The 13,941-nt window shown below is 66.9% G+C and carries 7 protein-coding genes; 3 read left to right on the forward strand and 4 right to left on the reverse strand.

Annotation, left to right across the window (positions count from 1 at the left end; all coding sequences use genetic code 11):
- Nucleotides 1–169 precede the first annotated feature (169 nt).
- Nucleotides 170–1,348 carry an FAD-dependent monooxygenase gene (locus TFC3_RS07840; RefSeq protein ID WP_067497459.1) on the reverse strand — a complete coding sequence of 393 codons (1,179 nt, stop codon included), beginning with the start codon at nucleotides 1,346–1,348 and terminating at the stop codon, nucleotides 170–172.
- Nucleotides 1,349–1,405: 57 nt separating this feature from the next.
- Here TFC3_RS07840 and TFC3_RS07845 point away from each other — a divergent pair, with 57 nt between their 5' ends.
- Nucleotides 1,406–2,023, forward strand: a complete 618-nt coding sequence (locus TFC3_RS07845; RefSeq protein ID WP_067497461.1) for a TetR/AcrR family transcriptional regulator — start codon at nucleotides 1,406–1,408, stop codon at nucleotides 2,021–2,023.
- Nucleotides 2,024–2,054: 31 nt separating this feature from the next.
- Here TFC3_RS07845 and TFC3_RS07850 read toward each other — a convergent pair whose 3' ends face one another.
- Complete coding sequence (locus TFC3_RS07850; protein ID WP_067506200.1) at nucleotides 2,055–2,537, reverse strand: winged helix-turn-helix domain-containing protein; 483 nt, start codon at nucleotides 2,535–2,537, stop codon at nucleotides 2,055–2,057.
- Between the two features lie 242 nt (nucleotides 2,538–2,779).
- On the opposite strand from TFC3_RS07850, the gene TFC3_RS07855 reads away from it, so the two are divergent.
- Nucleotides 2,780–7,123: a S8 family serine peptidase gene (locus TFC3_RS07855; protein WP_067497464.1), complete on the forward strand. Its 4,344-nt coding sequence runs from the start codon at nucleotides 2,780–2,782 to the stop codon at nucleotides 7,121–7,123.
- A 391-nt stretch (nucleotides 7,124–7,514) separates the two neighbouring features.
- Here the strand turns inward: TFC3_RS07855 and TFC3_RS07860 are convergent, their stop codons facing one another.
- Nucleotides 7,515–10,373: a BTAD domain-containing putative transcriptional regulator gene (locus tag TFC3_RS07860; RefSeq protein WP_082771917.1), complete on the reverse strand. Its 2,859-nt coding sequence runs from the start codon at nucleotides 10,371–10,373 to the stop codon at nucleotides 7,515–7,517.
- A 301-nt stretch (nucleotides 10,374–10,674) separates the two neighbouring features.
- On the opposite strand from TFC3_RS07860, the gene TFC3_RS07865 reads away from it, so the two are divergent.
- The gene (locus TFC3_RS07865) at nucleotides 10,675–11,790 is read left to right on the forward strand and encodes a hypothetical protein (protein WP_153040136.1); all 1,116 of its coding nucleotides are present in this window, start codon (nucleotides 10,675–10,677) and stop codon (nucleotides 11,788–11,790) included.
- Nucleotides 11,791–11,798: 8 nt separating this feature from the next.
- On the opposite strand, the gene TFC3_RS07870 is transcribed toward TFC3_RS07865, so the two are convergent.
- Nucleotides 11,799–13,937: an NB-ARC domain-containing protein gene (locus tag TFC3_RS07870; protein ID WP_153040137.1), complete on the reverse strand. Its 2,139-nt coding sequence runs from the start codon at nucleotides 13,935–13,937 to the stop codon at nucleotides 11,799–11,801.
- Between the last annotated feature and the right edge of the window lie 4 nt (nucleotides 13,938–13,941).

The following is a 13,941-nucleotide window of genomic DNA, read 5'->3' on the forward strand; positions in this document are numbered from 1 at the left end:
GCGGCGCCGATGGCGTGGACGGCAGGTGTTCAGCGCGCAACTGGTCCAGCTCGGCCAGCGCCACCAGCAGATCCGCCGGGTCGCGCTCTCGGCCAGTGCAGGTCAGTGACAGGGCTTGCTGCTCTTGGGCACCCGAGCCGCCACCGGAACATCGATTACCGGACGGATTTCAGTAGGCCGGCAAGGCCAGCGCCGAGTTCGCCTTGCGCCCGGCCCGGCCGAGCAGCCCGGTGCGCGCCATCAGCGGGGCGACCGAGAGCATCCGGTTGCGCAGCCACAACCCGGCGTTCGTGGCCGGAGCGAGCGTGCTGCCCCCGCCGTCGGCCAGTGCCTGGTTCGCCTCGACGAACGACCGCGTTGTCGCCTCGTACGAGTCGAACGCGGTGGCGAAGTCGTGTTTGGCCAGCTCACCGGCCAGCACGTACGCCCCCACCAGGGCGGTGCTCGTCCCCTGCCCGGAGAAGAACGACGGGGCGTGCGCGGCATCGCCGATCAGGGCCACCCGGCCGCGCGACCACCGGGGCATGCGGATCTGGCTGGTCACGTCGAAGAACACGTCGTCGGCGGCGCGCATCGCGTCCAGCAGGCGGGGGATCTCCCACTTTTCACCGGCGAAGGCCCGGCTCATCAGCTCGATCTGGGCGTCCCGGTCGCGCAGTTCGGCGAGTGGCGGCTCCGGGCGGGCGATCGTGAGGAAGCCGTGCAAGGTGCCGGTGCAGCCGGGGGCGTACAGGGCGGCGAAGCGGCCGGGGGTGGTCCAGGTGATGCCCTCGTGGGCCAGGCCGAGGTCGTTGGGCAGGGTGAACCCGGCGAAGCAGTAGCCGAGGTAGCGCTCGAACTGCTCCTCCGGCCCGAAGGTCAGCCGCCGGGTGTTGGAGTGCAGCCCATCCGCGCCGATGACCAGGTCGAAGGCGCGGGTCCGGCCACTGTCGAACGTCACCTCGACGCCGGTGTCCTGCTCGTGCAGCGTGGCGATGGAATCGGCGAACAGGAACTCGACGTCGTCGCGGACCAGGTCGTACAGGATCGAGGTGAGGTCGCCGCGGGGGAGTTCGATGTCACGTCCGGCCACGCCGCCGCCCAGGGCTCCGGGGTCCAGGGCATTGATCGTGCGGCCGGTCCGGCTGACGAAGGTGAGGCGGTGGGTGTGGATGTGCTTGGCCCGTACGGCTTGCAGGATGCCCATGCGGTCGAGCACCCCGAGCGCCGTGCCGCGGATGTCGATGGGGTAGCCACCGCCGCGCACGGCCGGGGCTTTCTCGACCACCGTCACCCGCCAGCCGTAGCGGTGCAACCAGTAGGCGAGCGTGGGGCCGGCGACGCTGGCGCCGGAGATCAGTACGTCCATGCCGAACTACACTACACCGTGCAGTGTAGTTTCTGGAAGGGCCGATAAGCTGAGCGGGTGCCAACCACGAAAACGCTGCGTACCGGGTCTGCCCAGAAGCGGGACGCGATCCTGGACGCCGCCCGGCGGTTGTTCATCGGTGACGGTTTCGACCGCACGAGCGTGGACGCCGTAGCGGCCGGGGCCGGGGTGTCGAAGCGGACCGTCTACGACTACTTCGGCGACAAGGTGACGCTGCTGGCGGCGGTCGTCGAAAGCGCGGGCAAGACGCTGGTGGCCACCATCGACCGGACGCTGACCGAGACGCTCGGCGGCGTAACCGAAGCGGAGCGGCTGGAGGACGCGCTGGTCGCGTTTGCCGAACAGATCGCAACCCAGACGCTTGGCTCGGCCGAGTACGCGACGCTGCTGCGCCTGGCCCACGGGCTGATCTCGCTGGAGGGTGAGATCCTGGCCGACGAGCCCGAGGAAGCCGTCGCGCAGCGGTTGGCCGAACTTGCCGACGCCGGACTGTTGACCGCGCCGGATCCGCGGCTGGCGGCGGACCACCTCATCGCGTTGACGTTCAGCGTGGTGGGCAACCGGTATCACTCGGATGTCACGCCCGAGAAGGCCCGGCCGTTGCTGGTGGCGGGGGTGCAGGCGTTCCTGCGGGCGTACCGCCGGGAGGCCTGAGGCTGACAACGTTGTCGCGCGTCAAGACCTGCTAGCGCGGCGCCTCGCGCAGCCGATAGCCGATGCCGCGGACCGTTTCGACCACCGGTCCGCCGTCCAGCGCGCGCAGCTTCTGCCGCAGTCGTTTCACCGCCGAGTGCAGAATCGACGAGTCGCCCAGGTAGGCGCTGTCCCAGACCGCCGCGAACAGCCGCTCGTACGGCCACACCTCCACCGGCGGCGAGGCGAGCCGGGCCAGCAGCCGATGTTCCAGCCGGGTCAGCTCCAGCGCCCGGCCGCGCCACGCCACCTGGTGCTGCACGGCGTCCACGACGAGGTCGCCAAAGTTGATCACGTCCGGGGTGGCCCGCTCGGGGGCCGGCGTGAGGTCCGATCCGGTGAGCATGGCCCGCAGCTCACCGATGTCGGCGCACATCAGCACCGCACCGAGATCGTCGAGGCGGCGGACCAGGGTCTCCCGGACCTCGCGGTCCGGCGAGACGCACACCACCAACGGCACGCTGGAACGACCCAACACGAGCGCCTCCAGGATCTTCGGCTGTCACCAGCAAACGCTGTCGCACAGGTGCCGGTCAACATCTACACATGGAGAATTCACAGCGCTGCAATGGTTTTGCCCGTCTGCTGCCCGCGTGTTGGCCGCGAGATGCCATTGATCACCGCCGTTGTCTGGCAGGAGCATGACATCGACGCGTGCGTATCACTCCCTGTGCATAAGGGATATACGGAACGCAGTCCACCATTGGGGGAGGAAACATGGGTGTACGACCACGATCGCTCACCGGGTCAGCGCTGCTGGCCCTGGCGATCACGCTGACCGGGCTACCGGCCCGCGCCGCGCTCGCCGCGGCCGAGCCGGCACCGCCGGTCAGCTCCGAGGTCGTGTCCGCGGTGGCCGACGGCGGCACCGCGAGCTTCTGGGTCTACCTGCGCGACAAGGCCAACCTGCAGACCGCTTCCCGGGCCACCAGCCGGGCCGACCGGGGTGCCCGCGTCTACACCGAGCTGACCAGCACCGCCAAGGACAGCCAGAAGGGGCTGCGGGCGCTGCTGGACGACAACAAAGCCACATACCAGAGCTATTGGATCGCCAACGCGCTGCGGGTGACCGGGGACCGGGCGCTGCTGGACAAGATCGCGGCGCGTGCCGATGTGGAGCGCATCGACCCGGTGCGCACCTGGAAGGTCATCGAGCCGGTGGCCAAGAAGGAGGCCGACGACGCCACCGCCGCCGTGGAGTGGGGCCTGACCAGCATCGGCGCCCCGCGGGTATGGAACGAGCTCGGCGACACCGGCGAGGGCATCGTGGTCGCCGACATCGACACCGGCGCTGACGTGACCCACCCCGCGCTCAAAGCGCACTACCGCGGCACCAAAGCCGACGGCACGTACGACCACAACTACAACTGGTTCGACCCGGCGAACATCTGCCCCGGCGAAGTGCCCTGCGACAACAACGACCACGGCTCGCACACCGCCGGGACGATGATCGGCGACGACGGCGCGGGCAACCAGATCGGCGTCGCCCCCGGCGCCAAGTTCATTGCCGCCAAGGGCTGCGAGACCGGCAACTGCTCGGACGCCTCGCTGCTCGCGGCGGGCCAGTGGATCCTCGCGCCCACCGACCTCAACGGGCAGAACCCGCGCCCCGACCTGCGCCCCGACGTGGTGAACAACTCGTGGGGCGGCGGCCGCGGTGACCTGTGGTACCAGCAGACCGTGCAGGCGTGGGTGGCCGCGGGCATCTTCCCGGCGATCGCCTCGGGCAACGCCGGACCGGGCTGCAACACCGCCAGCGACCCCGGCGACTACCCCGAGGCGTACGCGGTCGGCGCATATGGCTCCAACGGCAGCATCGGCTCGTTCTCCGGCCGCGGCTCGTCCTCGATCGACAACTCGATCAAGCCGGACGTCGCGGCCCCCGGCGTCGCCATCCGTTCCAGCATTCCCGGCGGGTACGACACCTGGGACGGCACCTCGATGGCCACCCCACACGTGGCCGGCTCGGTCGCGCTGCTGTGGGCGGCCGCCCCGACGCTGCGCGGTGACATCGCCGCCACCCGGAGCCTGCTCGACGCCGGCGCCACCGACGTCAACGACACCAGCTGCGGTGGCACCGCTGCGGACAACAACGTCTTCGGCGAGGGCCGGCTGAACATCTACAACGCCGTCCTGCAGGCACCGCGCGGCCCGATCGCCCGCGCATCCGGCACGGTCACCGACGCGCGCACCGGCAAGGCGATCGCCGACGTCACCGTCACCTCCGAGGGCCGCACGGTCACCACCGGCGCCGACGGCAAGTACCAGCTGACCCTGGAAGCCGGCACCCACACCATCACCGCAGCCAAGTACGGCTACGTCGCCAAGACCACCACGGTCACGGTGGCCGAGGGCGAAGCCGTCACCGTCAACTTCGCGCTCCCCGCCGCGCAGATGGTCACGATCAGCGGCAAGGTCACCGACGGCTCCGGGCACGGCTGGCCGCTGGCGGCCAAGCTGGAGGTCACCGGGCGTCCGGGCGAGCCGGTGTACACCGACCCGGCGACCGGGCGCTATTCGCTGCAGGTGCCGGCCAACGCCACGTACTCGGTGAAGGTCACCGCGCTCTACCCGGGTTACCAGCCCACTGTGGTGCAGGTCGAGGTCGCGGCGTCGGACCGGACCGTGGACATCGCCGTACCGGTCGAGGCGGCCTGCACCGCTGCCGGTTACCAGGCGTCGTACGGCGCTCCCATCCTGAGCGAGGACTTCGACTCCGCCGGCACCCCGGCCGGCTGGTCGGTCGTCAACCGCACCGACGGCGGCGGCTGGAGCTTCACCGACGCCGGCAACCGCGGCAACCTCACCGGTGGTTCCGGGGGCTTCGCGATCGTCGACAGTGACAAGCTGGGCACCGGCAAGAGCCAGGACACCGACCTGGTCACGCCCACGGTCGACCTGACCGGGCAGAGCGCGCCGTTCCTGCGCTTCAACAGCGACTACTACTCGCTCAACAGCCCCATCGACATCGACGTGTCCACCGACAAGGGCGGCAGTTGGACCAACGTCTGGCATCAGAGCGCCAGCCGCCGCGGTCCCGTGGTGGAGGAAGTACCACTGACCCCGGCCGCCGGGGCAGCCGCCGTGCAGATCCGGTTCCACTATCAGGGCTCGTACGCGTGGTGGTGGCAGGTGGACAACGTGCGGGTGGTCAACCGGGCCTGCACCCCGATTCCGGGTGGTCTGGTCATCGGCACCACCACCGACGCCAACACCGGGGCCAAGCTCGCCGGTGTGACGGTCACCAGCAACGACGTGCCGGCGGACAAGGGCGTGTCGAACGCTGACGGCTTCTACTGGCTGTTCTCCTCGGCCACCGGATCGCACGGGTTCACCGCGACGAAACCGGGTTATGCGGGCTTGAGCAAAACGGTGAACGTGGCCGCCGACAATGCCACGAAGGCCGATTTCGCGCTCAAGTCCGGCCGGATCACCATCACACCGCCGAGCATTCAGTCCTATCAGAACTACGGCACCACGCGGACCACCGGTGTCACCGTCACCAACACCGGAAGCGCGGCTGCGACGGTGGAGATCCTGGAACGCCCGCAGGGCTTCGAGGCGTTGCGGGACAAGGCTTCGACCGCTGTGAACGTACCGATGAAGGGGTTGACCACGGCCCAGACCGGACTGTCGTTCGCCGCTACCAACCCCAAGCCCGCCACCAAGGCCGCGCAGGCCTGGACCCCCATCGGGAACTACCCGACCGCCATTTATGACAATGCCGCGGTCACGGTGGGCGGCAAGGTCTATTCGGTCGGCGGCGGCTCATCGACTGGCAATGAGAAAAAGGCCTTCGTGTACGACCCCAGCGCGGCCAACTGGACCGCCCTGCCGGACCTGCCCACGGCTCGCTCCAAGCCCGCGGCCGCGGCGGTCGACGGCAAGATCTACGTGCTCGGCGGCTGGTCGGCCGACGGCACCCCGGTCCCGAGCGTTGACGTGTTCGACATCGCCGCCGGCACCTGGTCGGCACTGGCCGGAGCCAGCAACCCGAAAGCCCGCGCCGCCGCCGGCGTAGGCGTGGCAGACGGCAAGGTCTACCTCATCGGTGGCTGTACCGCAGGCACGTGCACGGCGTCGTCGGACACCATCGTCTTCGACCCGGCCACCGCGTCGTTCACCGCTACCACGGCCTATCCCCACCTGGTGTCCTGGATCGGCTGCGGTGCCATCAACGACAAGATCTACTGCGCCGGTGGCGCCAACGGCACCACCTACTACAAGGACACCCAGGTGTACGACCCCGCGTCGGCCACCTGGACCGCCGCGGCGGACCTGCCCACCGACGTGTTCGCCGCCCAGGCCACCGCGGCCGGCGGCTTGCTGCTGCTGGCCGGCGGCGCGGTGGACCAGGCCAGCGAGCTGAGCAGCCAGACCATCGGCTACGACCCGGCCGCCAACGCGTGGGTGAACCTGCCCGCGATGGCCCAGCCGCGCTACCGCGGAGCCGCGGCGTGCGGGGCGTACCGCATCGGCGGCTCACCCGAGCCATTCGTGGGCTCCGCCGACGCGGCCCAGCTCGAGGGCCTGGGCGACTGCGAGACAGCCGGCGATGTCCCGTGGCTGTCGACCGAACCGTCGACCTTCGAGCTGGCGCCCGGCAAGTCGAAGACCGTCAAGGTGACCCTGACCGCGACCGCGGCGGCCGGGGTACTGCAGCCGGGCACGTACAAGGCCCAGCTGAGCCTGAAGACCGGCACGCCGTACCAGGTCCCGGCCGTCTCGGTGGAGATGAACGTGACGCCGCCGGCGAGCTGGGGCAAGCAGCAGGGCACGATCACGGGCACGTCCTGTGCCGGCGCGGTGACCCCGCTCAAGGCAACGATCCGCCTCAACGGCACGACCAGTTACACCCTGATCGCCGACGCGCAGGGTCACTACTCGTGGTGGCTGCCCAAGGGCACCTATCAGGTGATCGTGGCCAAGGACGGCTGGATCCCCGAGGTAGCGACGATCAAGGTGAGCGCTGGGTTCGTACAGACGACCGATTTTGATCTGGCACCGGTGGTCTCGTGCGCGGCACGTGAGCGGGCAATGATGCGGGAGGGCATCATCTGATTTCGGTGTGCACCCGTCAGCTCGGTCCTTGGGCAGATTCGCTTGCACCTTGCATACCGTTTCGGTTAACCGGCTTTAAGGACCATTAAGTATCGGCGATGTCCAACATCATTTGCGTTATCGTCAGGTGCATGCCCGGCATCAACAGGATGTCGGAATTGCCCGAAAGTTGGACAAGTGCTCCATGTCGTTGCTAAATGTACTAGCTGGCTTGTCCAAATACTGAGTCTCCTCTGGTCGTAGGTACATTACGCAGTGTTAGGGCCGCGCGGCGGTTGATATCGCCTCGCGGCCCTTTCGTGCCGGATGGCCACTTAAGAAGATGACCGCTTTTGAATAGGCATCGTCCGAGGAGGCCATCGGGGTTTTACTATAGGCATGAAGACACTTGTCATGCAACTAGGGGACGAGGAGATGTTCCAGCGGGAAGCAAGCGGGCTCGCAGGGGGCGGGCGTCGGGTCCGGGTAGCTCGATGGCGATGACAACGGCCTCGGCGCGGATCCGCGCTGCCTCATCGAGCATTTCGTCCCGGTCAAGGGCGTCGGCCAGGACAGCGAGTGAGTGCACTCGACGATACGAGTCGCTCAGTTGTTTACATGCGGCGACCGCGATCTGCGCCGAATCCACGGCTGAATCTGAGCCGGCTACTCGTGCGATGTCAGCGCGAGTAATCAGCGCGTCGCAGAGGCCGGCTTGATCCCGTATGCGTTCGTACAGCGCTATTGCGGCGCAGCAGTGGCGCAGGGCCGCAGCTAGCTCGCCGGCTCCGAAGTGGAGCACGCTCAACTCGTGATGAGTCTGGCCCTGGCCGCGTAGTGAACCCAGCTGCTCCCTGATTCGCAGAGCCTCGTGATAGACAGTCAGAGCCAGCGCTGGCTGCCCCTGCCTGCGATGGGCATCACCCAGCCGGTGCAGGGTTGCAGACTGTCCGAACTGGTTACCGATCTGTCGCGTAGCGTCAAGGACCTCGTGGTAGATGGCGATGGCGCGGCTGGTGTCGCCGATGCTCAGATATGCGGTAGCCAAGTTGTGCGAGCATACATTTTCAACCGGATCGCCCGTTTGTGACGCGCGTGTCCGGGCAGTCGTCAGCGTGGAAATGGCGCGCTCGTACTGGTGCGTTGCGCACAGTGAATATCCGAGGTTATTGAGGTTCGCTATCTCACCGAATTGGTGTTTGTCCATCCGGGCCGATGCTGCCGCGAGGGTGTTGACGCCGATGAGGTCGTCATGCCGGCCGGTGCGAGAGAAGGTCTCGTGCATCGCGGCGGGAATCTGCCATGCGAGCCGGTGCATGTCATGAGTGGCGGCGGATCGTGCGGCTGCAACAAGATTGTCTCGCTCCGACAGGCACCATGCCAAAGCGGTTTCCGGCGAGTCGAACGTCATCGTCTGGTCCGGCGCCTCGGGAAGATCAGGCACCGGCTCGAGCTGCGGGGTCACTATTGCGGCTGCATTGGCGGCGGAGCGCAGGAACCAGGTCAGAATGGCGCGCCGGTATCGGGCGATGTCGGCGGGCGAGTCGTCGGCCGCGGCCCGCGCTTGCGCGTATTGACGAAGCAGGTCATGAAACCTGTAATGCCGAACGGTGTCATGCTCGATCAGGTGAATTCGAGCCAAGGAGTTCAAAGTCTGTTCGATGTCGCCGCCATCGGTCTCGGACAATGCCATCGCGGCTTCCAGGCTGATTCGTGCGCCCGGATGCAATGCCAATCGGCGGAACAGTGCGGCAGCCCGGGAAGGCAACGCTTGATACGACCAGTCAAACACTGTCGTCAGATCGTCATCGTCGGCGCGCGCCCACAGCAGTCGGTCGTGCAGCTCATCGGCAAGCTCGGTGATCTGTGCCCGGGGACGTTCAGCGATACGTTCACCGACGATGCGCAGGGCCAGTGGCAAACCGCTGGCAATGCTGGCGAGCCGGTTCACAGCCGGACGCTCGGCCGCTGCACGATCGTTTCCCACGATCTGAGTCAGCAGGGTGTTCGCCTCGTCCTCGGCCAGTGGATAGCCAACGAGCGTGTGCACCCCTTCCCGGATGGTGAGGCCGCTGAGCCGGCGCCGACTCGTAATGATCGTCAAACAAGAACCTGCTGCCGGGATCAGCGGGCGAGCCTGGGCCGAGTCCACGACATTGTCGAGTATGACCAGCACACGGCGACCGTTCAGCAACTCGTTGAAGCGGTGCCGGCGGTCATCGATGTCCTCGGGGATCCGGTCGGGTGGAACGCCGAGGGCATGCAGGAAATGTGCCAAGGCTTCGCTGGGATGGACCGGGGTTCCGGGGCCGAATGCGCCAGCGTCAAGAAAGAGCTGTCCGTCGGCGTACCGGCTCAGCTGGTGCTGCGACCAGTGGATTGCCAGCGCGCTCTTCCCTATCCCCGGCATGCCGGTGACGACGACGACGTTCGGGCCGCTTGAAGCGCAACTTGCAATGCGGTCGAGGTCGGCGAGGAGGTCGGCGCGGCCCACGAAACCCGGGATCCCGTGGGGCAGTTGGTGAGGTCGTGTCCCGGTGGCTGTCGGCCGCGCGGTCAAAATGCTGTCGAGGTCGAGCTCTGAGTCGATGTGCAGCTCTCGGCGGAAACGTTTGCGAAAAAGCGCCAGATGTCGCCGGGCGTCGTCGCCGCGCCCTACCGCGCACAGGGCGCTCAGCCACAGCCTGGTCAGCCCTTCATCAAGATCGTTCTCGCGGATGAGGGTGTCGAGCTGGATGATGACGGCATCGGGCTGGCCGGTTCGCAACAATGCGCCGGCCAGCAACTTGTGAGCGTCGAGCAGTTTCTCCGTCAGCTGACTTCGTAAGTCTTCGGCCGCGGCCCCGCGGAGCTCCGGCAGCGGTTCGCCTCGCCACAGGCCGACGGCTTGTTGCAGACCTGCCGCAGCTGCTGCGGGCCGGTCACCGGCTACTGCTTCGCGGGCCTGCTCCATCAGGGCATTGAACACATGGAAGTCGACGGAGAGGGGATCGACGTCGAGCTGATAGGCCTTGCCGACGCGATTCAGAACACCATGCAAACCACTGCGGCCGAGAATGGACCGGATCCGGCTGATCATTGAGTAGACGATTTTCCGGCGGTCATTCCGGCCGTGTACCGGCCAGAGGTAATCGATCAAAGTGTCGACGCGTACGGGTTGGCCGGCGTGGAGCAGCAGGAGGGCGAGCAGGCCGCGCTGCTTAGCCGCACCGAGGTGAAGTGATGTTTCCTCGTGGTGCAGTTCTGTAGGGCCGAGTATGCCGAATCGCATGCGAAGCACCTTCCCCCACGTGAGCTCCCCCGCGGGTTCAAGTGTGGGTGCTCGGTGCGGTTCAGAGCCAGGATTTCCTCTTCGTACTGCGCGATATCTGACATGAGTGTGCTAGCGGCCGTGCAAACGAACTGCAAGGTTTCTGGCCATGCGGCTGCCTGCCAGGGAATCGCATCCTGTTCGCGGTTGATTCATGCGGAGCGGGAGGCCAAAAATGGATCATGAATGGCTGTCGGTACCAATCGGAGTAGATGCAGACCGATGGGTTTCGCGGCGCGGTTGTCGCAGAATTTTGGCGATCGTGCACACGATCGTCAGCTGCCAGCGGGTGCTCGACGTCATAGACCTTGTGGAATCCGATCCTGGCGTGCAGATTGCCTTCACGGTCGCGCCCGACGTTTTCAACCGCGGCGTTCGAGACTACCTGGAAGCGCTGGGAGCATTGACCATTTCCTGGCAGCAGGCTACTCAAGAACGTTTCCATCTGGCAGTGGCCGCGTCCTACGGCGGCCTCTCGGCAATCCATGCGCCGCTGATGATGATGGCGCATGGCGCCGGTCACGGCAAAATGGCGCGACCACCCGAGCAGGGCGGCCCCATCGTCGCCGAGGCGCCGGTCTATGGTCTCGACGCTCATCAGTTGCTTCGAGCCGGTCGCGTGCTGCCGTCGGCTCTGGTGCTTGCTCATGACGGGGAGCGCCAGGTCCTGGAGCGACAGTGCCCGGCGGCCCTGCCGGTCGCCGTGATGGCCGGGGACATCTGCTACGACCGCCTGCTGCGAAGCCTGCCACAGCGGCCCGCATATCGCCGCGCGCTGGAGATCGGCGACGAGCAGCGGCTTGTGGTGGTCAGTTCCACCTGGGGACATGATGGAATTTTCGGCGCAACCCAGGAGCTGTTGCCGGCCTTGATGAGCAGTCTCCCAGCAGGGCGTTTCCGGGTCGCCGCCCTGCTGCATCCAGCGATCTGGGCGCATGGGCATCGGCAAGTACGAGCGTGGACGGCGGAGTGCCGTTCGGCCGGGCTCATCCTGCCTGCACCAACCGAGGACTGGCGCGCGGTGATTGCGGCCGCAGACCACGTTGTTGGCGACCACGGCTCGGTCACCGCGTACGCGGCGGCCGCCGGAATACCTCTGGTGTGCGTCGAAGGCGAGACGTCACGCCGAGTTGCCCCGGGTACGGCGCAAGAGCTCGTACTGCAACAGGCCACCCGGGTGCGCCCGGGGGACCCATGGGAGCCGCAGTTGCGCAATGCCGTACCCCTGAAAGCCAACTCCATTGTCGAGCGACTGACGTCCTACCCCGGAGAGGCTGGCGAAAGGCTGCGCCGCCATCTTTACCGACTTCTCGGCGTACCTCAACCGGGAAAGCACAGACAGATTGCCCCGGTACCGGTACCGCGGGCGATGTCATGACCGATGACTCACTGTCGCTGGCTCGCGCCGCTTTGCTCCGGCGCAGCGCCGCTGCTGGTTATCATTTCTGGCTTGCCCAGTTCAGCTCGGACCGCGTCAGCTCGGGCTGAGCCAAGGCGGTCATAGATTTCCAGCGCCTGCTGCCAGTGTCCTCGGCTGCAGCCGGTGTCACCTTGCGCCTGCGCGACACGTGCCAGCACTTCGACGGCCTGGGCCTGTTCGAACGCCGAGCCGAGACGGCGCATGCCGTCGCGGCCACGCGCCGCCGCCTGAGCTGCGTCCTGCAACCGGCCGCGAACCAGATACGCCCGCGCCAAGGCAATCTCGGCTCGCTGGCCGTTGTAAGGGTCGGTGGCGGCAAGCTGTTGCAGCAGGGTCCGCGCCTCCAGCAGGTGATCGATCGCTTCGTCGCGCGCCGCCGTGGTGCAGAGCAACGACCCCAGTCTGATCAGTGTCAGGCTGGTACGCCGGGCGTCGCCGCTCGCCCGATTCGCTGCAAGAACACGGGTGTATATGGCGACCGCATCGTTTTCTCGCCCGTCGTCGCGGTAGAGCGAGGCAATCCGTTCCTCAGCGTCCACGGCGCCGAAGCCATCACCGGCCTGCCGATATGCGTCAACGGCGAGCCTGAGCGCACGCTCGGCATTCTCCGACTGCCCGGCCTCCGCTAGCGCGTCGCCCAGACGTTTGCGCATATCGGCTTCGGCCCAGCCGTTGCCCCATCGCTGGGCGGAGGTGACGCCACGTTCGTCGACGGTAATTCTGTCCCGGTAGTGTTTCTTGTAGAGAAACAAGGGCCAGAGGACGTCGCACAGGTGCCAGGCGAGGTCGTACCAGCCGCTCTCCAAAGCCTTCGAACTGGCAGTGAAAAGAACTGAACGCTCGTCGTCCAGCCACCATAAAGCCTGCGCGCGGTCCTCGAACGACCTCCGGAAAGCGGGAGCACTATGGCGAGCATAGGAGAAAGGGCGCTGACGGTACGGCGTGAGCGTTCGTTCCGCTGCTGTCGCCGAATCCAAGTACCACTCGAGGGCGGTCCGCCGCAGCAGAGCCTGCGCCGTCGCTGGCTCGTCGGTCTCGAACCGATGCCGCGCATGAAGCACAAGCAGGTCATGCTGGCGGAAACGATCGGTGTCGACCTCCTCCAGCAAATTAGCCTGCAGGAGAGTCTCGATGGCGTCCGCGCCAAGCTGTGCCGAACCGGCGAGGGCAGCGATCGGTCCAGGCCCATATTCGCGACCGGGCAGCACGCCCAGCCGCCGGTATGCCGCTTGCACCGGGTCCGCCAGATTCTGGTAGGACAGGTCCAGCGAGGCCATCACCGAGACGCCTTCAACGGTACGCAGGCCACGCAGCCGATGCGCTTCCTCCGCCAGCTCAGCGGCCAGAGTTGCCAGCGGCAGCCGTGGGCGCATTGCCAGCCGAGCGGCTACGACACTGAGGGCAATGGGCAGCCCGTCGCAGAGCCGAGCCAGCGCAACAGCGTGCGCGCGTTCGTGCTCCACCCGTGCGGCTCCGAGCAGCCGCTCCAGCATGCTGATGGCATCATCGACTCCCCATGGCCGGACATCCACCGTGACGGCGCCATCGGCAATCAGGCCGGTGAGTCGCTGCCGGCTGGTCACCACCACAAGGCTTGCGTCCGCACCGGGTAGAAGCGCCCGGACTTGGGCCACCGAGAACGCATTGTCCAAGACGATCAGCAAGGACCGCTCCGCGGTCAGCGATCGAAAGAGCGCAGCTCGTTCGGGAGACCGCGAAGGTGTGCGTTCAGCAGGTACGCCAAGAGCCCGGAGGAAGCAACCGAGAGCGTCGCCGGGGTCGACGGCAGTGTCCTCACTGTCACCCTGCAGGTCTATCCACAGCTGGCCGTCCGAGAAACGGGTGCGTATCTCATCAGCCCAGCGCCTGGCCAGGGTTGTTTTGCCGACGCCGCCCGGGCCGGTCAGCACGGTCATCGGAGCCATCCCCGCGACAGCGAGTTCGGACAACTCCGTGTCGCGGCCGACGAACACTGCCGGAGCTGCGGCTAACTGACGCGGCGGGGTATGAGGCGGATCAATGTGCACACGGACGCCGCCGGTGATGGATGCAGCCTGCACGATGGCGCCTGTAACCGTGCCGTCCACGAAGTTGAATTGCGGCACGGCG

It is taken from the genome of Actinoplanes sp. TFC3, assembly GCF_001553785.1.
In the GTDB taxonomy this organism is placed as follows: domain Bacteria; phylum Actinomycetota; class Actinomycetes; order Mycobacteriales; family Micromonosporaceae; genus Actinoplanes.